The sequence below is a fragment of the Streptomyces sp. CLCI03 genome, from assembly GCF_053615355.1.
This window is the reverse complement of record NZ_CM132132.1, coordinates 1,766,110-1,784,621: the sequence shown is the minus strand read 5'-3', so window position 1 is coordinate 1,784,621 and position 18,512 is coordinate 1,766,110. Positions and strand designations below refer to the sequence as shown.

Genomic DNA, 18,512 nt, shown 5'->3' with positions numbered 1-18,512 from the left:
CACCGGGGCGGGTGCTACGGGGTGCGGATCAGCCGACGGGTGGCGGCCGCCGCGACCGCCGAGGTGCGGGAGTCGACACCGAGCTTGGCGTAGATGTGCACCAGGTGGGACTTGACGGTGGCCTGGCTGAGGAAGAGCCGCTTGGAGATCTGCTGGTTCGACAGACCGTCCGCGACCAGCTGCAGCACCTCCAGCTCCCGCTTCGTCAGCGCCTCCGCCGGGGTCCGCATCCGGTCCATCAGACGCAGCGCCACCGCCGGGGCCAGGGCCGACTGGCCCGCCGCGGCCGTCCGGACGGCCGCCGCGAGCTCCTCCGGCGGGGCGTCCTTGAGCAGGTAACCGGAGGCGCCCGCCTCCACCGCCGCCAGGATGTCCGCGTCCGTGTCGTACGTGGTCAGCACCAGCACCCGGGGCGCGCCCGGGCGGGCGGTGATCAGCGCCGTCGCCTCGGAGCCGTGCATACCGGGACCGGGACCGAACTGCAGGTCCATCAGCACCACGTCCACCGGCTCACGCGCGGCCAGCTCCACCGCCCGCTCGGCGGTCGCGGCCTCGGCCACCACCGCGAAGTCCGGTTCGGTGTCCAGCACCGCGCGCAGCCCGGCCCGGACCACCGGGTGGTCGTCGGCGAGCAGGAGACGGACGGTCACAGGGCCTCCACGGCGTCCGGAAGTTCCGCGTGTTCGAGGTTTTCGAGGGGCAGCGGCAGGGTGACGGCCACGGCGGTGCCCTGCCCGGGGTCGGACTCCACGGTGAACAGCCCGCCCAGGGTCTCGGCGCGCGAGCGCATCGCGGGCAGCCCGAAACCGCCGTCCCCGGAGCCCGCCGAGCCCGGAGACACCGACGCCGGGTCGAAGCCGTGCCCGTCGTCGACGATGTCCAGGGTCACCGAGGCGTCCATGAAGGTCAGGGTGATCTCGGCGCGCCCGGCCCGCGCGTGCCGCACCACATTGGCCAGCGCCGACTGGGCGACCCGCAGCAGGGCCACCTCGTACGGGGTGGGCAGCACCCGTGGGGTGCCGCTCAGCGAGAACCGCACGTGCGGCCCCGGCACCCCCGCGCACAGCCGCTCCAGCGCGGCCGCCAACGACCCGTGCTCCAGGTCCGGCGGGGTGAGGGCCCGAACGAAACGACGGGCCTCGGCGAGGTTCTCCTGGGCCGCCTCGCGCGCCCGGGCGATGTGCTCCAGCGCCGGGGCCTGCGCCGGCAGCGCCCGCTCGGCCGCGCGCAGCAGCAACTGGATGGAGGACAGGCCCTGGGCGAGGGTGTCGTGGATCTCCCGGGCGAGGCGCTCCCGCTCGGCCAGGATCCCGGCGCCCCGCTCGGCCGCGGCCAGCTCGGCCCGGGTGGTGATCAGCTCCTCGATCAGCTCCCGGCGGCGCTCGCTCTCGCGGTACAGCGCCTGGTAGCCCAGCACGGTCGCCACCGCCACCGCCCCGCCCAGCAGCGGCCCGAGGAAGGCCCCGGGGGTCGCCGCGCCGCTGTGCGCGACGAACCCGCCGATGGCCGCGCAGGCGGTCACCGCGACGGCCGTGACCCCCCAGCGCAGCCGCAGCAGGTGCAGCTCCAGGAAGTACAGCGGGAAGGCGATCCAGAGCCCGTCGGGGGAGACCACGAGCAGGGCCGCCCAGGTCGCGCCGAGCCCGGCCAGCCACAGCGCCCCGGCGCGCGGCGAGCTGTGCACGGCGGGGGCCCGAACACCGCCCGCGTAGACGAGGGCGAGCACCGCGCAGGCGGCGATCACCCAGCCGGCCCGGGCCGCGGGATCGGTGACGGCCCGCCCGGCGGCGAGCGCGAGCAGGCCGAGGAGCAGCGCGTGCAGGCACAGCCGCAGCACCTTGGACACGGGCGTCAGGGCACGCGTGGCGGGGGAGACGGAGGAAAGGGGAGCAGTCATGTCCGAACCAGCGTAAGTGGGGGCGGACCGGCCCCGGTCAACCGAAAGTTCGATGTCCGGACGCACCCTTCGATACGAGGATCACTACGGTGGCGCGATGCCTTGTGTCCACGCGGAAGACCAAGGTGGGGGACATGTTCGTCGCATGGAGAGATCTACGGTTCGCCAAGGGCCGATTCGCCCTCATGGGGTCGGTCGTGCTGCTCATCACACTGCTGGTGGGACTGCTGTCCGGACTCACCTCCGGCCTGGCCCGGGAGAACATCTCGGCCATCACCGGTCTGCCCGCCACGCACCTGGCCTTCGCCGCGCCCACCGGGGACCAGAAGGTGTCCTTCACCAACTCCCAGGTGGCCGAGCCCGCCTGGCTGGCCTGGCGGGCTCGGCCCGGGGTGAAGGCCGCCGAGCCGCTCGGCATCCGCACCACCAACGCCGTCTCGGGTGAGCGCACCGCCGCGGTCTCGGTCTTCGGGGTGGACCCCGCCGGGGGGCTCGCACCACGGGACGCCGGCCTCACCCAGGGCCAGGTGGTCCTCACCGAGAAGGCCGCGAAGGAGCTGGGCGGCCTGACCGCCGGGGCCAAGCTCAAGATCGGCCCGCTGGAACTGACCGTGGCGGGCGTGTCCGGGACCGCCGCCTACAGCCACACCCCGGTCGTCTGGATGGACCTCAACGACTGGCAGCGCGTCGGCAACCCCGGCACCTCCATCGACACCCTCGCCACCGTCGTCGCCGTCTCCGCCGGCGCCGGTGCGGATCTCGCCGCCGCGGACCGGGCCGCCGGGACCGAGGCGCAGACCGTGGACGAGGCCCTGGGCGCCATAGGCTCGTACCAGGCCGAGAACGGCTCGCTGCAGCTGATGCGCGGCTTCCTCTTCGCCATCTCCGCCCTGGTCATAGGCGCCTTCTTCACGGTGTGGACGATCCAGCGCAGCGGGGACATCGCCGTCCTGAAGGCACTGGGCGCCTCCACCCCGTACCTGCTGAGGGACGCCCTCGGCCAGGCCGTCGTGATGCTCGCCATCGGTACCGGGCTGGGCACCGCGCTCGCCGCCGGTTTCGGCGCGCTGATCAGCGGCGGCCCCGTGCCCTTCGTCCTCGACGCCGCCACGGTGCTCGTCCCCGCCGCGATCATGATCCTGCTCGGCGCGCTGGGCGCTGCCCTGTCCATCCGGCGGATCACCGCCGTCGACCCGCTGACCGCCCTCGGGAGCGCCCGATGACCCTCCTCGTCCACGACGTCACGCTGACCTACCCCGACGGCGAGAGCCGGCTCACCGCCCTGGACGCGGTCGGCCTGGAGGTGCCCGCCGGTACGCTGACGGCGGTCATCGGGCCCTCGGGCTCCGGCAAGTCCAGCCTGCTCGCGGTGGCCGCGACCCTCGTCACCCCGGATTCCGGCCGGGTCGTCGTCGCCGGTCAGGACACCACGGAGCTCGGCCCCGCCGAGAAGTCGGCCCTGCGCCGGGAGAAGATCGGCATCGTCTTCCAGCAGCCGAACCTGCTGGCCTCGCTGACCGCCGCCGAACAGCTCCAGGTCATGGCGCACCTGTCCGGCCGCCCCGCGCGCGCGGTGCGCCGGCGGGCGCTGGAGCTGCTGGACGCGGTGGGGCTGGCCGACAAGGCCGACAAGCGCCCCCACCAGCTCTCCGGCGGCCAGCGGCAGCGGATCAACATAGCCCGCGCCCTGATGAACGAGCCCGCGGTGCTGCTGGTCGACGAGCCGACGAGCGCGCTCGACCACGAGCGCGGCGCGGCCGTGCTCGACCTGCTGGTCACCCTGACCCGGGAACGCTCCACGGCCACGGTGCTGGTCACGCACGACCACACCCATCTGGAGCGGATGGACCGCACGGCGACGATGACGGACGGCGGTCTGACGCTCGCCGCCGCCCCGGCGCGTTGAGCGGCGCGGACACGGACCCGGACACGGACGCGGACCCGGACACAGGGATACGCGAAGGCCCCGGCCGCCCCTCGGAGCGAGGGGCGGCCGGGGCCTTTCCGTAGGACCGCGTGAACCTACGCGGGGCTCTGGTTGGCCAGCGCCACCGAGAGCTCGGCGGCCACGCCCTGCAGGATCGGCACGAAGGACTCGGCCACCGCCTCGGTGACCCGGCCCGCCGGACCCGAGATGGAGATCGCGGCGGCGGTCGGCGAGTTCGGCACCGACACGGCGAGGCAGCGGACCCCTATCTCCTGCTCGTTGTCGTCGACCGCGTAGCCCACCTTGCGGACCTGCTCCAACGCGTCGAGGAAGCCCTCGGGCGTGGTGATGGTCTTCTCGGTCGCCGCCGGCATACCGGTGCGGGCCAGCAGGGCCCGTACCTCGTCGGCCGGGGTGTAGGCGAGGAGCGCCTTGCCCACGCCGGTGGAGTGCGGCAGCACCCGGCGGCCGACCTCGGTGAACATGCGCATGGAGTGCTTGGAGGGCACCTGGGCGACGTAGACGATCTCGTCGCCGTCGAGGAGGGCCATGTTCGCCGTCTCCCCGGTCTCCTCCACCAGGCGGGCGAGGTAGGGGCGGGCCCAGGTACCGAGCAGGCGCGACGCGGACTCGCCGAGGCGGATCAGGCGGGGGCCGAGGGAGTACCGTCGATTGGGCTGCTGGCGTACGTAGCCGCACGCCACCAGCGTGCGCATCAGGCGGTGGATCGTGGGCAGGGGCAGACCGCTGGCGGCGGAGAGCTCGCTGAGGCCGACCTCACCCCCGGCATCGGCCATGCGTTCGAGCAGGTCGAAGGCGCGCTCGAGGGACTGGACGCCACCGCCGGCGGCGGGGGTCTTCGAGGAAGCGTCGGTGGTGCTGGCGCTGGACGTCGGCACGGCGCGGTCCTTTCGGTGCTGGCAGGCAAGGGAGCAGCCTACCCGGCGGTCGGCGTCCGTCCCAGTGCTGGGGTCGAGGTCGTCGTCGCCGGTCAGAGAGGGTTTGTCCTGGTGGCGGACGTCCTCCGGAAGTTATCCGCCCGGTTGCCGGTGGTGATAGCTACATTCTGTATAGCGAAATCTTAATTCCATCCTGTGGAAACATCCAATTGCGGTCCCGGTGGGTCGGTGGTCCGTCCGGACGCTCTTGACTGGGTACCGATCGCCGGGAAGACTCCGTCAACAGAACGTTGAATTTCGCTCTGTGGAAGTAGATGGGGAGGTTCGATGGCCGACGCGGCTGTGGAACTGGTACTGCGCTCGACGCGCGTCATCACCCCCGAGGGGACGCGCGCCGCATCGGTGGCCGTCGCCGGCGGGAAGATCGCGGCCGTGCTGGCCTACGAGGCCGAGGTACCGGCCGGAGCCCGGCTGGAGGACTTCGGCGACGACGTCCTGCTCCCCGGCCTGGTCGACACCCACGTCCACGTCAACGACCCGGGTCGCACCGAGTGGGAGGGCTTCTGGACGGCCACCCGCGCCGCGGCGGCCGGCGGCATCACCACGATCCTCGACATGCCGCTCAACTCCCTGCCGCCGACCACCACGGTCGACAACCTGCGCGTCAAGCAGGAGGTCGCCCGCGCCAAGGCGCACGTGGACGTCGGCTTCTGGGGCGGCGCCCTGCCGGACAACGTCAAGGACCTGGCCCCGCTGCACGACGCCGGCGTCTACGGCTTCAAGTGCTTCCTGTCGCCCTCGGGCGTGGACGAGTTCCCCGAGCTCGACCAGGAACAGCTGGCCACCTCCCTCGCCGAGATCACCGGCTTCGGCGGCCTGCTCATCGTGCACGCCGAGGACCCGCACCACCTCGACGCCGCCCCCGTCGTCCCCGGCCCCAAGTACGCCGACTTCCTCGCCTCCCGGCCGCGCGACGCCGAGAACACCGCCATCGGCAACCTCATCGCCCAGGCCAAGCGGCTGAACGCCCGCGTCCACGTCCTGCACCTGTCCTCCTCGGACGCGCTGCCCCTGATCGCCGCCGCCAAGGCCGAGGGCGTGCAGATCACCGTCGAGTCCTGCCCGCACTACCTCACCCTCACCGCCGAGGAAGTACCGGACGGCGCCAGCGAGTTCAAGTGCTGCCCGCCCATCCGCGAGGCCGCCAACCAGGACCTCCTGTGGGACGCGCTCGCCGACGGCACCATCGACTGCATCGTCTCCGACCACTCGCCCTCCACCGCGGACCTGAAGACGAGCGACTTCTCCACCGCGTGGGGCGGCATCTCCTCCCTCCAGCTGGGCCTTCCCGCCATCTGGACCGAGGCGCGCCGCCGCGGCCGGACCCTGGAGGACGTCGTCCGCTGGATGTCCGCCGCCCCGGCAGCCCTCGCCGGGCTGGCGCAGAAGGGCGCGATCGAGGTCGGCCGCGACGCCGACTTCGCCGTCCTGGCCCCTGAAGAAACGTTCACTGTGGACCCGGCCGAACTCCACCACCGCAACCAGGTCACGGCGTACGCGGGTAAGACCCTGCACGGCGTCGTGAAGTCCACCTGGCTGCGTGGCGCGCGGATCGCCGACCACGGCACCCCGACCGAGCCCACGGGCCTCCTCCTCGAAAGGCAGAACTGACAAGTGGCGATCGAATCCTTCACCGGTAACGCGAACCCGTACGGAGGCGGCGACCCGTACGCGGACTACCGCACCGCGGAGTTCCCCTTCACCCAGTACGCGAACCTCGCCGCCCGTGAGCTGGGCGCCGGTGTCATCGCCGCCAACGACGAGTTCTTCGCCCAGCGCGAGAACCTGCTGATCTCCGAGGCCGCGCACTTCGACCCCGAGGACTTCGGCCACAAGGGCAAGGTCATGGACGGCTGGGAGACCCGCCGCCGCCGTGGCGTCTCCGCCACCCAGCCCTGGCCGACCCCCGAGGACCACGACTGGGCGCTCGTACGCCTGGGCGCCCCCGGCATCATCCGCGGCATCGTGGTCGACACCGCCCACTTCCGCGGCAACATGCCGCAGGCCGTCTCCGTGGAGGCCACCAACTGGGCGGGCGCCCTCGCGCCGACCCCGGAGGAGCTCCAGGGCGACGACGTGAAGTGGACGACCCTCGTCGCCCGCACCCCGGTCGGCGGCCACGCGGCCAACGGCTTCGAGGTCGACGCCGAGCAGCGCTTCACCCACCTGCGCGTCAACCAGCACCCCGACGGCGGCATCGCCCGCCTGCGCGTCTACGGCGAGGTCCTGCCCGACCCGAAGTGGCTCGACGCGCTCGGCTCCTTCGACGTGGTGGCCCTGGAGAACGGCGGCTCCGTCCAGGACGCCTCCAACCGCTTCTACTCCCCGCCGACCAACACCATCAACCCGGGCCGCTCCCGCAAGATGGACGACGGCTGGGAGACCGCGCGCCGCCGCGACAACGGCAACGACTGGATCCGCTACCAGCTCGTCGCCGAGTCCGAGATCCGCGCCGTCGAGATCGACACCGCGTACCTCAAGGGCAACTCGGCCGGCTGGGCCTCGCTGTCGGTCAAGACCGGCGAGGAGGGCGAGTGGACGGAGTTCCTGCCGCGCACCCGCCTGCAGCCCGACACCAACCACCGCTTCGTCCTGGACGCCCCGGCGGTCGGCACGCACGTCCGGATCGACATCTTCCCGGACGGCGGCTTCTCCCGCCTGCGCCTGTACGGCTCCCTGACGGAGTCCGGCGCGGCGGCCCTGACGGCCCGCCACCAGGAACTGGGCGGCTAGTCGCGCAGCACGCGGAGCCCGCCCCGAGGGCCGACACCCCCGGGGCGGGCTCCGCCGCTCCCGGCATCCGGGGCGCGGGCGCGAAATCAGCCCCGCCGGGCGTCCGGGCCTGAAATCAGCCCCGCCGGCGTTTGAGGCGCGGGGTCCGGGCGGAGCCCCGTGCAGCGGACCCGCACCGGCCCGCTGTCGGGGGCGCCGCCCCGAATCCGCCCGCACGCCCGGCCGGAGGGCCCCGCACGCCCGGCCCGAGGGCTACGCGGCGTGCCCGCCGTCGACGGCGAACTCCGCGCCCGTCACGTACGCCGCCTCCTCGCCCGCGAGGAACGACACCAGCGCCGCCACCTCCCGCGGCGCACCGAACCGCCCGAGGGCCGTCAGCGCCGCCTGCGGCCCCGCGTAGGGTCCGTCCGCCGGGTTCATGTCCGTGTCCACCGGCCCCGGGTGCACGATGTTCGCCGTGATCCCGCGCCCGCCCAGCTCTCGGGCGAGGGCCTTGGTCAGCCCGATCAGCGCCGACTTGCTCATGGCGTAGAGCGTCCCGCCCGGACCCGGCACCCGCTGGGTCATGCAGCTGCCGATCGTGATGATCCGCCCGCCGGACCCGAGGTGCGCGGCCCCGGCCTGCGTCGTGTGGAACACCCCGCGCACGTTGACCGCGAGCACCCGCTCCACATCGGCCGGTGCCAGCTCCGCCAGTGGCCCGAGCAGCCCCACGCCGGCGTTGTTCACCAGGACGTCGAGCCGCCCGAACTCCGCCACGACCCGCTCCACCACGGAACCCGCGGCCACCGGGTTCCCGACATCCGCCCGCACGGCCAAGGCCCGTCGCCCGAGCGCCTCCACCTTCCCGACGACCTCCGCCGCGGCCCGCGCGTCGCTCACGTAGGTGATCGCGACGTCGGCCCCGTCCTCGGCGAGCCGCAGTGCCACGGCCGCCCCGATCCCCCGGCTCCCACCGGTCACCAGGGCCACGGTGCTGTCGCTGTCCATGCTGTCCTCCGCTCGATTGGTTGCGATTTCAATCAAACTTCGCAGGAGGGAGCCTGGCCGGCCGGAATCCGACCTGGCGTTCCCCACCTCCGCCGGGGGACCCCGGCGGCGAGGAGAGCCGGTCTCCGTCGCCTTGACGAAACGGGTGGGGGGCTCGCGTGGCGCGGCGATGAGTTCCGGCGGCTCCGGGAGTCTGGATCCGCGTAAGGACCACCGAGCGAGGAGCACAGAGCCATGGGGAAGCTGACCCTGACCACCTTCGTGACGCTGGACGGCGTGATGCAGGCACCCGGTGGGCCCGAGGAGGACCCCAGCGGCGGGTTCGACTACGGCGGCTGGGTCGCGCCGTTCGTCGACGAGGGGATGGGGGAGTTCATCACCGAGGTGTTCGCCCGGGCCGGGGCGTTCCTGCTCGGGCGCAAGACGTACGAGATCTTCGCCGCGTACTGGCCCGAGCACGACGACCCCGCCGACCCCGTACCCGCCAACCTGAACCGGCTGCCCAAGTACGTGGCCTCGACCACCCTCGACGAGCCGGCCTGGGGGCCGGTCACCGTGCTCGACGGGGAGCACCTCCAGGGCGAGATCGTACGCGTCAAGGACACGCTGGACGGGGAGTTCCAGGTGCACGGCAGCGGGCAGCTCGCCCAGTGGCTGCTGGCCCGGGACCTCGTGGACGAGGTGAACCTGCTGGTCTTTCCCGTGGTCCTCGGCGCCGGGCGGAGGCTGTTCCCCACCGGCGGGCTGCCGACCGCCTACGAGCTGACGGGTTCCCGCACGACGCCGGCCGGCACCGCCATCCACACCTACCGGGCGACGGGCCGGGCCGCCTTCGGCACGGTCGGCGCATAGGGGCCACCTGGCGCCGTGGGCCGGATTCGCGGCCCGCGGACGATCCCGCGGCGGACCGACCGCCTAAATCGCCGGCGCGCGCCCGGCGGCGGCGGGATGATGCGCAACGTCCGGACCGCCCAGCGAGGGAGCTGTGATGACCGACGTCGCATCCGAGGCCTCCGGGCCCCACCCGCACGTCCGTGCGGCCGGCGGGGCGCTGCGCGGCACCCGCGAGGACGGCGTGGCGGTCTTCCGCGGCATCCCCTTCGCCGAGCCACCGGTGGGCCCCCTGCGGTTCGCCGCACCGCGGCGCGCACGGCCGTGGGACGGGGTGCGGCCCGCGGTGTCGTACGGTCCGCCGCCCCCGCAGGGCGGCCACTTCGGCATGGACGTACTGGCCCGGGAAGCGGCCGGCGACGACTGGCTCACCGTCAACGTCTGGTCGCCCGAGCCGGGACCGGACGCCGAGCTGCCGGTCATGGTGTGGATCCAGGGCGGCGCCTACTCGATCGGCATGTCGGGCCTTCCCGAGTACGACGGCGGCCGCCTGGCGCGCGACGGCGGTGTCGTCGTGGTGACCTTCAACTACCGGGTCGGCCTGGAGGGGTTCGGGCAGATCGAGGGCGCGCCCGCCAACCGGGGCCTGCTGGACCAGGTCGCCGCCCTGGAATGGGTGCGCGACAACATCCGGGCCTTCGGCGGCGACCCGGACCGCGTCACCGTCTTCGGCCAGTCGGCGGGGGCCGGGTCGATCGCCGCGCTGCTCGCGATGCCGCGGGCGGCCGGGCTGTTCGCCCGGGCCGTCGCGCAGAGCGTGCCGGCGACCTACTTCTCGCCCGAACTCGCCGCCGACATCGCCGCCGCCTGCGCCGCCGAGCTGGGCCTGCGGCCCACGTCGGCCGACCTGTCCGGGGTCGATCCCGCCCGGCTGTGCGCCGCTGCCGACGGGGTCGGCTCCGCGATGGACCGGTGGGCCGACCGCTGGGGCCCGGTCGCGCACCGGGCGATCCCCTTCTCGCCCGTCGTCGACGGCGAGATCCTGCCCACCACACCGTGGCAGGCCCTGGCGGACGGTGCCGGCCGGGACGTCGACCTCCTCGTCGGCCACACCCGCGACGAGACACGGCTGCTCACCGCGCTCGACGGACTGCTGGGCCGGATCACCGAGGAACAGGCGGAGTCCGCCCTGCACGCCTACGGCCCGGGACGGGACGCCGCGGACCGCTACCGCGCGGCCTTCCCGACCGCGGGACCCGACGAACTGTACGAGCTGGTCGGCTCCGACTGGCTGTTCCGCATGCCGTCCCTGCACCTCGCCGAGGCCCGGACCGCCGCCGGTGGCCGTGCCCACGTCTACGAGCTGACCTGGCCCGCCCCGGGCATGGGCGGCGCCCTCGGCGCCTGCCACGGCCTCGACGTGCCGCTGGTCTTCGGCAACCTGGAGCGCGGTCTGCCCGCGGCGCTCATCGGCGAGCGGCCGTTCCCGGAGGCGGAGGAGGTGTCCGCACGCATGCGGCGTGCCTGGACGACGTTCGCCGCCCACGGCGACCCCGGCTGGCCCGCGTACGACAGCGGTCGGCGCCTCGTGCAGCTCTTCGACACCCGGCCGGCCCTCACCACCTACCCGGAGGAGGCCTCCCGGCTGATCTGGCAGGACCACACCTTCCCGGCCCTGCCGCTGCTCGGCTAGCGCCGGTCCAGTGCCAGCTGGACCACGCGGCCCTCGCGCAGGACCAGGAGGTCCGGGGCCTCGTGCTCGTAGAAGCGGATCCGGCCGACCGGGCCCGGCGGGCGGATGTGGGGGGCCAGGAGCATCAGGAGGTCCTCCAGGTCGGGGAGCAGCTCCGCGTGGATCTCCTGGCGGGAGGTCAGGGCCCAGCCGCCGCGCACGCCCGGCCCGAACTCCCCGACGAGCATGCCGCCGACCCGCCACGCCGGGCCCCGGGACGCCAGGAGGCCGTCCGGCGATGTCAGCTGCCGCCGCACCTCCGCGAGCACGTGGTCGGGCGTGGTGTCGAGCAGGTCGAACGCCAGGTCCAGGGCGTAGAGATCAGCCATGTCGCCGATGCTACGGGGCCGGGGTCGCGGGCCCGGAAAGGGGTCGCCCGGCATGATCGGCTCCGGTACGGTGTGCCCGCACCCGTGCGAGCCGCCGACGTCTCCACCCCCGATGAGCCGTGGAGACCTTCGTTGACCGTGATCTCGCCCGCCCTCGAAGCCGCCCCCCGCCGCTCCCCCCGCGCCTGGCTCGCCGATCTGCCCGTGCTGGCCGTCGCCGTGGTCTGGGGCGGCAGCTACCTCGCGGCCAAGGGCATCACCACCACCCACACCGTCGTCGCCGTGCTCGTGCTGCGGTTCGCGCTGGTCCTGCCCGTACTCGTCGTCGCCGGCTGGACGCGGCTGCGCGCGCTGCGCCCCGCCCAACTGCGCGGCGCCGGGCTGCTGGGCCTCGTACTCGGCGGGATCTTCCTCCTGGAGACCTACGGGGTCGTCCACACCTCCGCCACCAACGCCGGGCTGATCATCAGCCTGACGATGATCTTCACCCCGCTCGCCGAAGCGGCCGTCAGGAAGCGGGCGCCGTCCGCCGGTTTCCTCGGCGCCGCCGCCGTCTCCGTCGCCGGGGTGGTGCTCCTCACCCAGGGCGCCGGCTTCACCGCGCCCAGCGCCGGCGACCTGCTCATCCTCGGCGCCGCCCTCGCCCGGACCCTGCACGTCCTGCTCATGGCCCGCGTCGAGGCCGTCCAGGACGCCGACTCGCTGTCCCTGACCACCGTGCAGCTCGGCGCCGCCGTCCTCGTCTTCGCCCTGCTGGCCGCCGTGCCCGGCACCGGCGACAGCCCCTGGGCCGCCGCCGCCGGCTTCGGGCCCGCCGAATGGGCCGGGCTCGTCTTCCTCTCCGTCTTCTGCACCCTCTTCGCCTTCTTCGTGCAGATGTGGGCCGTACGCCGCACCTCGCCCTCCCGGGTCAGCCTGCTGCTGGGCACCGAACCCCTGTGGGCCGCCGTCGCCGGCATCGCCCTCGGCGGCGACCACCTCGGCCCCCTGGGCCTGGCCGGGGCCCTCCTCGTCCTCGTCGGCACCGCCTGGGGCCGCCGCGCCGTGGTCCCCGCCGCAGGGACCCCCTGAGCGTGTCCGGAAAGCGCCGCAGCCGACGCTGATCACCCGCCGTACTGTGGCCCGGTGCCCCCCTTACAGAGCCGGCAGGTCCGGGAGTTCCTCCAGCCGCACCCGGCGCCGCTCGCGGCGCGAGAGTTCGCAGGCCTCGGCGATCCGGAACGCCGCCAGCGCCTCCCGGCCGTCGCACGGATTGGGCCCCTCGCCCCGCACCAGCTGGACGAAGGCCGCCAGTTCGGCCTCGTAGGCCGGGGCGAACCGTTCCAGGAAGCCCGTCCACGGCTTGCTCGCCGCGGGCGGGCCGTGCGGTTCGGTGGAGGAGATCGGCGTCCGGTCGTCCAGCCCGACGGAGACCTGGTCGAGCTCCCCGGCCAGCTCCATCCGCACGTCGTACCCGGCGCCGTTGCACCGCGTGCCGGTGGCCGTCACCAGGGTGCCGTCGTCCAGCGTCAGTACGGCCGCCGCCGTGTCGATGTCGCCCGTCTCGCGGAACAGGGCCGGACCCGCGTCCGAACCGGCCGCGTACACCTCGACCACCTCGCGTCCGGTCACCCAGCGGATCATGTCGAAGTCGTGCACCAGGCAGTCCCGGTACAGCCCGCCGGAGGTCGCCAGGTACCCGGCCGCGGGCGGCGCCGGATCGCCCGTCGTCGTCCGGACGGTGTGCAGCCGTCCCAGGGCGCCCGAACGGACCCGCTCCCGGGCCGTGCCGTAGCCCGCGTCGAAGCGCCGCATGAAGCCCACCTGGAGCAGTCCGCCCGAGGCCGTGACCTCCCGCAGGGCCGCGAGGGTCCGGTTCAGGTCGGGAGCCAGCGGCTTCTCGCAGAACACCGGCAGCCCACCACGGATCGCCCGTACGACGAGATCCGCGTGCGCCTCGGTCGCCGACGCCACCACCACCGCGTCGACGCCCCAGGTGAAGACCTGCTCCACGGAGGGCGCGGCGGTGGCCCCGAGCCGGTCGGCGAGGCGCGCCGCCCGCGCGGGGTCGGCGTCCGCGAGCAGGAGCGAGCCAGCCTCCGGGTGGCGGGCGAGTACCGCCGCGTGGAAGGACCCGATCCGGCCCGTTCCGATCAAGCCGATGCGCATGCACTCAACCTGACCCTGTCGGCGGAACCTGTCAATCCGCCCGCGCATGTCAACCTGGCCGGGCGTGCCCCGATGACCCTTCATGGTCGACTGTGGCGGATACTGAACGGCTGGACCGGAATGGAGCCGGAATGACCGGATTGGTGGCCGGCTCGACGACGGACCGCATTGGTGACGAGGGAAGGGCGCGGCGACGTGGCTAGGGTTCGGACAGGGGTACGCGTCGTGGGCGCCGTGCTCGCGGCGGTACTGGGGGCCTCGCTCGCGGGCTGCAGCAGTACGGGCGGCAAGCGCGCCGAGGAGCGCGCGCGGGCCGCCGAGGCGGGCCGACCCGCCGTCTCCACGCCGCGCTGGACCTTCGCGATGGTCACGCACGCGGGCGACGGCGACACCTTCTGGGACATCGTGCAGAAGGGTGCCAAGGAGGCCGCGGCGAAGGACAACATCAACTTCGTCTACGCCCACGACGACCAGGCCCAGCAGCAGGCGCAGTTCGTGCAGAACGCGATCGACCAGAAGGTCGACGGGATCGTCGTCAGCCTGGCCAAGCCCGAGGCCCTCAAGGACGTCCTCGCCAAGGCCGCCAAGGCCGGCATCCCGGTGATCACGGTCAACTCCGGATCCGCCCAGTCCGCCGAGTACGGGGCGCTGACCCACATCGGCCAGGACGAGGTGATCGCCGGCGAGGCCGTCGGCACCGAGCTGAACGAGCGCGGCAGGAAGCGGGCCGTCTGCGTCCTGCACGAGCAGGGCAACGTGGGCCACGAGCAGCGCTGCGCCGGGGCGAAGAAGACCTTCTCCGGCACCATGGAGAACCTCTACGTCGAGGGCACCAACATGCCCTCCGTCCAGGCCGCGATCCAGGCACAGCTCCAGGCCGACCCGTCCATCGACGCGATCGTCACCCTGGGCGCCCCCTTCGCGCCCACCGCGATCAAGGCCAAGGACGCGGCCGGCAGCAAGGCCGAGGTCGACACCTTCGACCTCAACGCCTCGGTCGCCCGCGACCTGAAGTCCGGCGCCCTCGGCTTCGCCGTCGACCAGCAGCCCTACCTCCAGGGCTACGAGGCCATCGACCTGCTCTGGCTCTACCGCTACAACGCGAACGTGCTCGGCGGCGGCCGCCCGGTCCTCACCGGCCCGCAGATCGTCACCGCGGACGAGGCCGCCAAGCTGGAGGAGTACATCAAGCGGGGCAGCCGATGAGCACCACCGCACCGGCCGACGGGCTCGACGAACGGCTCGCCCCCACCTCGGCCCTGCGCAAGCTGCTCGCCCGCCCCGAGCTGGGCTCGGTGGTCGGCGCCGTCGCCGTCTTCGTCTTCTTCTCCATCGCCGCCCCCAGCTTCCTCCAGGCCTCCAGCCTCAGCACGGTCCTGTACTCGGCCTCCACCATCGGGATCATGGCCGCCCCCGTGGCCCTGCTGATGATCGGCGGCGAGTTCGACCTCTCCGCGGGTGTCATGGTCACCACCTCGGCGCTGGTGAGCTCGATGTTCAGCTACCAGATGACCGCGAACGTCTGGGTCGGCGTCGGCGTGTCCCTGCTGGTCACCCTGGCCATCGGCTTCTTCAACGGGTTCATGCTGACCCGCACGAAGCTGCCCAGCTTCATCATCACGCTCGGCACCTTCCTGATGCTGACGGGCCTGAACCTCGGCTTCACCAAGCTGATCACCGGCACGGTCTCCACCAAGACCATCGCCGACATGGAGGGCTTCGCCTCCGCCCGCGCCCTCTTCGCCTCGCAGTGGAACATCGGCTCGGTCACCCTCAAGGTCACCATCCTGTGGTGGTTCGCCATCGTCGCCGTCGCCACCTGGATCCTGCTGCGCACCCGCGCCGGTAACTGGATCTTCGCCGTCGGCGGCGGGGCGGACGCCGCCCGCGCCACCGGCGTGCCCGTCGTGAAGACCCGGATCGGGCTCTACATGGGCGTCGCCCTGTGCGCCTGGATCTCCGGACAGCACATCCTCTTCTCGTTCGACGTGGTCCAGTCGGGCGAGGGCGTCGGCAACGAGTTCCTCTACATCATCGCGGCCGTCATCGGCGGCTGTCTGATGACCGGCGGCTACGGCTCAGCCATCGGCTCGGCGGTCGGCGCCTTCATCTTCGGCATGACCAGCAACGGCATCGTGTACGCCCAGTGGAACCCGGACTGGTTCAAGTTCTTCCTCGGCGCGATGCTCCTGCTGGCCACGCTGCTCAACGCATGGGTCCGCAAGCGGGCGGAGGCGAGCAAGTGATCGCGACCGACAAGGGCACCACCACGACCGCGCCCGGGGCGGACCCCGCCCTGGTGAAGCTGACCGACGTCAGCAAGTTCTACGGGAACATCCGCGCCCTCCAAGGAGTCTCCCTGGAGGTCTCGGCGGGCGAGATCACCTGTGTCCTCGGCGACAACGGCGCCGGCAAGTCCACCCTCATCAAGATCATCGCGGGGCTGCACCGGCACGACGCCGGCACCTTCGAGATCGAGGGGGAGGAGACCGTCCTCGCCAACCCCCGCGCGGCCCTCGACCACGGCATCGCCACCGTCTACCAGGACCTCGCCGTCGTCCCGCTCATGCCCGTCTGGCGGAACTTCTTCCTCGGCTCCGAGCCCACCAAGGGCCGCGGCCCCCTGCGCCGCCTCGACGTGGACCTCATGCGCCGCACCACCCGCACGGAGCTGCTGCGCATGGGCATCGACCTGCGCGACGTGGACCAGCCCATCGGCACCCTGTCCGGCGGTGAACGCCAGTGCGTGGCCATCGCCCGCGCCGTGTACTTCGGGGCGAAGGTCCTCGTCCTCGACGAGCCCACCGCGGCCCTCGGCGTGAAACAGTCCGGAGTGGTCCTCAAGTACGTCGCGGCCGCCCGGGACGCGGGCCTCGGCGTGGTCCTGATCACCCACAACCCGCACCACGCGTACCTGGTGGGGGACCGTTTCGTGCTCCTCAAGCGGGGCACCATGGCGGGCAGCCACACCCGCGACTCGATCACGCTCGACGAGCTCACCCGGCAGATGGCGGGCGGATCCGAGCTGGACGAGCTGAGCCACGAACTGGAGCGAGTGGCAGAATCGGGGGCAGGCGCCCCACACGCCACGGCCGCGACGGACCGCGCAGCCGGTCGGAGCGGCCCGGCCGACGACGCCGACCGGACCCCCCGAACCACCGCACCCAAGAGGGACGACACGACTCGATGAGCACGTACCGGGATTTCGCGCTCACCCACCGGGGGTCGGCGCGAGGCACCGTCCTGCGGACCATCGGGACCCGGGAGCGCCGGTCGCACCTGACGGCCCCGCGCGTCCCCACGGTCGGCATCGACATCGGCGGCACCAAGGTGATGGCCGGCGTCGTCGACGCCGACGGGATCATCCTGGAGAAGATCCGCACGGAGACCCCGGACAAGTCCAAGAGCCCCAAGGTCGTCGAGGACACCATCGTCGAACTGGTGCTGGACCTCTCCGACCGGCACGACGTCCACGCGGTCGGCATCGGCGCCGCCGGCTGGGTCGACGCCGACCGCTCCCGCGTGCTGTTCGCACCCCACCTGGCCTGGCGCGACGAGCCCCTGCGGGACGCGCTCCAGTCCCGGCTCGCGGTCCCGGTCATGGTCGACAACGATGCCAATACCGCCGCCTGGGCGGAATGGCGCTTCGGCGCCGGCCGCGGCGAGGACCACCTCGTCATGATCACGCTCGGCACCGGCATCGGCGGGGCCATCCTCGAAGGCGGCCAGGTCAAGCGCGGCCGGTACGGGGTCGCGGGCGAATTCGGCCACATGCAGGTCGTCCCCGGTGGCCACCGCTGCCCCTGCGGCAACCGCGGCTGCTGGGAGCAGTACAGCTCCGGCAACGCCCTGGTCCGCGAGGCCCGCGAGCTGGCCGCCGCGGACTCCCCGGTCGCGTACAACATCATCGCCAAGGTCGGCGGCAACGTCCACGAGATCACCGGACCGCTGATCACCGAGCTGGCCCGGGAGGGCGACGCCATGTGCGTCGAGCTGCTCCAGGACATCGGCCAGTGGCTGGGCGTCGGCATCGCCAACCTCGCCGCCGCCCTCGACCCCTCCTGCTTCGTCATCGGCGGCGGCGTCAGCGCCGCCGACGACCTGCTGATCGGCCCGGCCCGGGACGCCTTCCGCCGCCACCTCACCGGTCGCGGCTACCGCCCCGAGGCCCGTATCGCCAAGGCCCAGCTCGGGCCCGAGGCGGGCATGGTCGGCGCCGCCGACCTCGCCCGGCTCGTCGCCCGCCGCTTCCGCCGCGCCACCCGCCGCCGGGTCGAGCGCTACGAGCGGTACGAGCGCTACGCGCAGCAGCTGGGTCGCCGCGACCCCGCCGCCGCCCCCGGCCCCGACGACCAGGACGCACAGTGAACCCGCCCACCCTGCCCCACCAGGCCTCCGCCCCCGACGCCGAAGGCGCCCCGACGCCCACCGCCGAGGACCGCAGGCACGTCGTCAAGCGCCGCTGGATCACCGCGATCATCATCCTGCTGCTGGTCGGCGTACCCGCGGGCTACCTGGCGATCTCCACCCAGCAGAGCCGCGAGAGCGGCCGCGACAAGGCCGCCAAGGTCGGCGCGTCCCAGGTGCGCCCCGGCTGGCCCTCCAAGGTGCAGCGCAGCATCTACGAGGTCCCGGTCCCGGACAAGGCCTGGCGCGTCGGGTTCCTGGAGACCAACAACTGGCGCACCAGCCGGCTGTACGTCCAGTTCGCGGTCACCCCGCAGGAACTGGACGGCTTCCTGTCCTCCCTCGGCATCGACCGCGAGGACCTGACCCCCGGCGTCTCGATCTCCGCCCACGACACCTCGGTCGCCGGCTGGGACTGGAAGCCGAAGACCCCGTGGCGGGGCACCACCCTGGAACAGGACGACCCGCGGCCCACCCGCGACATCACCGTCGACCTCACCGACCCCAAGGTCTCCAAGGTCTACGTGGTCTCCTCCACCACCCCCTGAGCCCCCCGAGC

18 protein-coding genes are annotated in these 18,512 nt (G+C 73.1%); 12 read left to right on the top strand and 6 right to left on the bottom strand.

Translation table 11 applies throughout. The features are described 5' to 3' along the window. Positions 1-14 precede the first annotated feature (14 nt). Together ACWG52_RS08160 and ACWG52_RS08155 are read right to left on the bottom strand one after the other, a co-directional pair. Entirely contained in the window at positions 15-650 is a 636-nt protein-coding gene (locus tag ACWG52_RS08160) for a response regulator (protein WP_161295889.1), read from the bottom strand. Continuing rightward, on the bottom strand, positions 647-1,897 hold the full coding sequence (locus ACWG52_RS08155; RefSeq protein ID WP_453128312.1) for a sensor histidine kinase: 1,251 nt from the start codon (positions 1,895-1,897) through the stop codon (positions 647-649). Before ACWG52_RS08155 ends, ACWG52_RS08160 begins: the two co-directional genes overlap by 4 nt. A gap of 134 nt (positions 1,898-2,031) precedes the next feature. On the opposite strand from ACWG52_RS08155, the gene ACWG52_RS08150 reads away from it, so the two are divergent. Together ACWG52_RS08150 and ACWG52_RS08145 are read left to right on the top strand one after the other, a co-directional pair. Continuing rightward, positions 2,032-3,120, top strand: a complete 1,089-nt coding sequence (locus ACWG52_RS08150) for an ABC transporter permease (RefSeq protein ID WP_390136954.1) — start codon at positions 2,032-2,034, stop codon at positions 3,118-3,120. Beyond that, a complete protein-coding gene (locus ACWG52_RS08145) occupies positions 3,117-3,803 on the top strand; it encodes an ABC transporter ATP-binding protein (protein WP_389814155.1) in 687 nt (228 codons plus the stop codon). Before ACWG52_RS08150 ends, ACWG52_RS08145 begins: the two co-directional genes overlap by 4 nt. A gap of 116 nt (positions 3,804-3,919) precedes the next feature. On the opposite strand, the gene ACWG52_RS08140 is transcribed toward ACWG52_RS08145, so the two are convergent. Beyond that, positions 3,920-4,723 carry an IclR family transcriptional regulator gene (locus ACWG52_RS08140; RefSeq protein ID WP_030714724.1) on the bottom strand — a complete coding sequence of 268 codons (804 nt, stop codon included), beginning with the start codon at positions 4,721-4,723 and terminating at the stop codon, positions 3,920-3,922. Between the two features lie 327 nt (positions 4,724-5,050). Between ACWG52_RS08140 and allB the strand changes: the two genes are divergently transcribed. Together allB and alc are read left to right on the top strand one after the other, a co-directional pair. Beyond that, entirely contained in the window at positions 5,051-6,394 is a 1,344-nt protein-coding gene (gene allB / locus ACWG52_RS08135) for an allantoinase AllB (protein WP_389814159.1), read from the top strand. 3 nt (positions 6,395-6,397) lie between these two features. Beyond that, positions 6,398-7,516, top strand: coding sequence for an allantoicase (gene alc / locus ACWG52_RS08130; RefSeq protein ID WP_389814162.1), 1,119 nt, complete (start codon positions 6,398-6,400; stop codon positions 7,514-7,516). Positions 7,517-7,768: 252 nt separating this feature from the next. Here alc and ACWG52_RS08125 read toward each other — a convergent pair whose 3' ends face one another. Further along, complete coding sequence (locus ACWG52_RS08125) at positions 7,769-8,506, bottom strand: 3-oxoacyl-ACP reductase family protein (protein ID WP_453128309.1); 738 nt, start codon at positions 8,504-8,506, stop codon at positions 7,769-7,771. 234 nt (positions 8,507-8,740) lie between these two features. On the opposite strand from ACWG52_RS08125, the gene ACWG52_RS08120 reads away from it, so the two are divergent. Further along, positions 8,741-9,358 carry a dihydrofolate reductase family protein gene (locus ACWG52_RS08120; RefSeq protein ID WP_389814168.1) on the top strand — a complete coding sequence of 206 codons (618 nt, stop codon included), beginning with the start codon at positions 8,741-8,743 and terminating at the stop codon, positions 9,356-9,358. A gap of 136 nt (positions 9,359-9,494) precedes the next feature. Then, entirely contained in the window at positions 9,495-11,030 is a 1,536-nt protein-coding gene (locus ACWG52_RS08115; protein WP_390136952.1) for a carboxylesterase/lipase family protein, read from the top strand. Here ACWG52_RS08115 and ACWG52_RS08110 read toward each other — a convergent pair. Next, positions 11,027-11,398 (bottom strand): hypothetical protein, encoded by a 372-nt coding sequence (locus ACWG52_RS08110; protein ID WP_389814174.1) that lies wholly within the window; start codon positions 11,396-11,398, stop codon positions 11,027-11,029. The two genes, ACWG52_RS08115 and ACWG52_RS08110, sit on opposite strands and share 4 nt — an antisense overlap. Positions 11,399-11,530: 132 nt before the next feature. Here ACWG52_RS08110 and ACWG52_RS08105 point away from each other — a divergent pair, with 132 nt between their 5' ends. Continuing rightward, a complete protein-coding gene (locus ACWG52_RS08105) occupies positions 11,531-12,469 on the top strand; it encodes a DMT family transporter (protein WP_389814177.1) in 939 nt (312 codons plus the stop codon). 63 nt (positions 12,470-12,532) lie between these two features. Here ACWG52_RS08105 and ACWG52_RS08100 read toward each other — a convergent pair whose 3' ends face one another. Further along, positions 12,533-13,546, bottom strand: coding sequence for a Gfo/Idh/MocA family protein (locus tag ACWG52_RS08100; RefSeq protein ID WP_390136948.1), 1,014 nt, complete (start codon positions 13,544-13,546; stop codon positions 12,533-12,535). Positions 13,547-13,741: 195 nt separating this feature from the next. Between ACWG52_RS08100 and ACWG52_RS08095 the strand changes: the two genes are divergently transcribed. The 5 genes from ACWG52_RS08095 to ACWG52_RS08075 are packed head-to-tail and all read left to right on the top strand — an operon-like array spanning position 13,742 to position 18,501. Further along, positions 13,742-14,752 carry a substrate-binding domain-containing protein gene (locus tag ACWG52_RS08095; RefSeq protein ID WP_453128305.1) on the top strand — a complete coding sequence of 337 codons (1,011 nt, stop codon included), beginning with the start codon at positions 13,742-13,744 and terminating at the stop codon, positions 14,750-14,752. Then, positions 14,749-15,792, top strand: coding sequence for an ABC transporter permease (locus tag ACWG52_RS08090; RefSeq protein WP_161295871.1), 1,044 nt, complete (start codon positions 14,749-14,751; stop codon positions 15,790-15,792). Before ACWG52_RS08095 ends, ACWG52_RS08090 begins: the two co-directional genes overlap by 4 nt. Beyond that, the gene (locus ACWG52_RS08085) at positions 15,759-16,736 is read left to right on the top strand and encodes an ATP-binding cassette domain-containing protein (protein ID WP_389814188.1); all 978 of its coding nucleotides are present in this window, start codon (positions 15,759-15,761) and stop codon (positions 16,734-16,736) included. The genes ACWG52_RS08090 and ACWG52_RS08085 overlap by 34 nt, the downstream gene beginning before the upstream one ends. Beyond that, the gene (locus ACWG52_RS08080) at positions 16,733-17,914 is read left to right on the top strand and encodes an ROK family glucokinase (RefSeq protein WP_033218160.1); all 1,182 of its coding nucleotides are present in this window, start codon (positions 16,733-16,735) and stop codon (positions 17,912-17,914) included. The genes ACWG52_RS08085 and ACWG52_RS08080 overlap by 4 nt, the downstream gene beginning before the upstream one ends. After that, entirely contained in the window at positions 17,911-18,501 is a 591-nt protein-coding gene (locus ACWG52_RS08075; protein ID WP_389814191.1) for a hypothetical protein, read from the top strand. Before ACWG52_RS08080 ends, ACWG52_RS08075 begins: the two co-directional genes overlap by 4 nt. The last annotated feature ends 11 nt before the right edge of the window (positions 18,502-18,512 follow it).

What these genes read in the sequence shown, in the direction of transcription:
- ACWG52_RS08155 (WP_453128312.1), bottom strand. Translation starts at nt 1,897, where the DNA reads ATGACTGCTCCCCTTTCCTCCGTCTCCCCCGCCACGCGTGCCCTGACG.
- ACWG52_RS08150 (WP_390136954.1), top strand. Translation starts at nt 2,032, where the DNA reads ATGTTCGTCGCATGGAGAGATCTACGGTTCGCCAAGGGCCGATTCGCC.
- ACWG52_RS08145 (WP_389814155.1), top strand. Translation starts at nt 3,117, where the DNA reads ATGACCCTCCTCGTCCACGACGTCACGCTGACCTACCCCGACGGCGAG.
- allB (WP_389814159.1), top strand. Translation starts at nt 5,051, where the DNA reads ATGGCCGACGCGGCTGTGGAACTGGTACTGCGCTCGACGCGCGTCATC.
- ACWG52_RS08125 (WP_453128309.1), bottom strand. Translation starts at nt 8,506, where the DNA reads ATGGACAGCGACAGCACCGTGGCCCTGGTGACCGGTGGGAGCCGGGGG.
- ACWG52_RS08120 (WP_389814168.1), top strand. Translation starts at nt 8,741, where the DNA reads ATGGGGAAGCTGACCCTGACCACCTTCGTGACGCTGGACGGCGTGATG.
- ACWG52_RS08115 (WP_390136952.1), top strand. Translation starts at nt 9,495, where the DNA reads ATGACCGACGTCGCATCCGAGGCCTCCGGGCCCCACCCGCACGTCCGT.
- ACWG52_RS08110 (WP_389814174.1), bottom strand. Translation starts at nt 11,398, where the DNA reads ATGGCTGATCTCTACGCCCTGGACCTGGCGTTCGACCTGCTCGACACC.
- ACWG52_RS08100 (WP_390136948.1), bottom strand. Translation starts at nt 13,546, where the DNA reads ATGCGCATCGGCTTGATCGGAACGGGCCGGATCGGGTCCTTCCACGCG.
- ACWG52_RS08090 (WP_161295871.1), top strand. Translation starts at nt 14,749, where the DNA reads ATGAGCACCACCGCACCGGCCGACGGGCTCGACGAACGGCTCGCCCCC.
- ACWG52_RS08085 (WP_389814188.1), top strand. Translation starts at nt 15,759, where the DNA reads ATGGGTCCGCAAGCGGGCGGAGGCGAGCAAGTGATCGCGACCGACAAG.
- ACWG52_RS08080 (WP_033218160.1), top strand. Translation starts at nt 16,733, where the DNA reads ATGAGCACGTACCGGGATTTCGCGCTCACCCACCGGGGGTCGGCGCGA.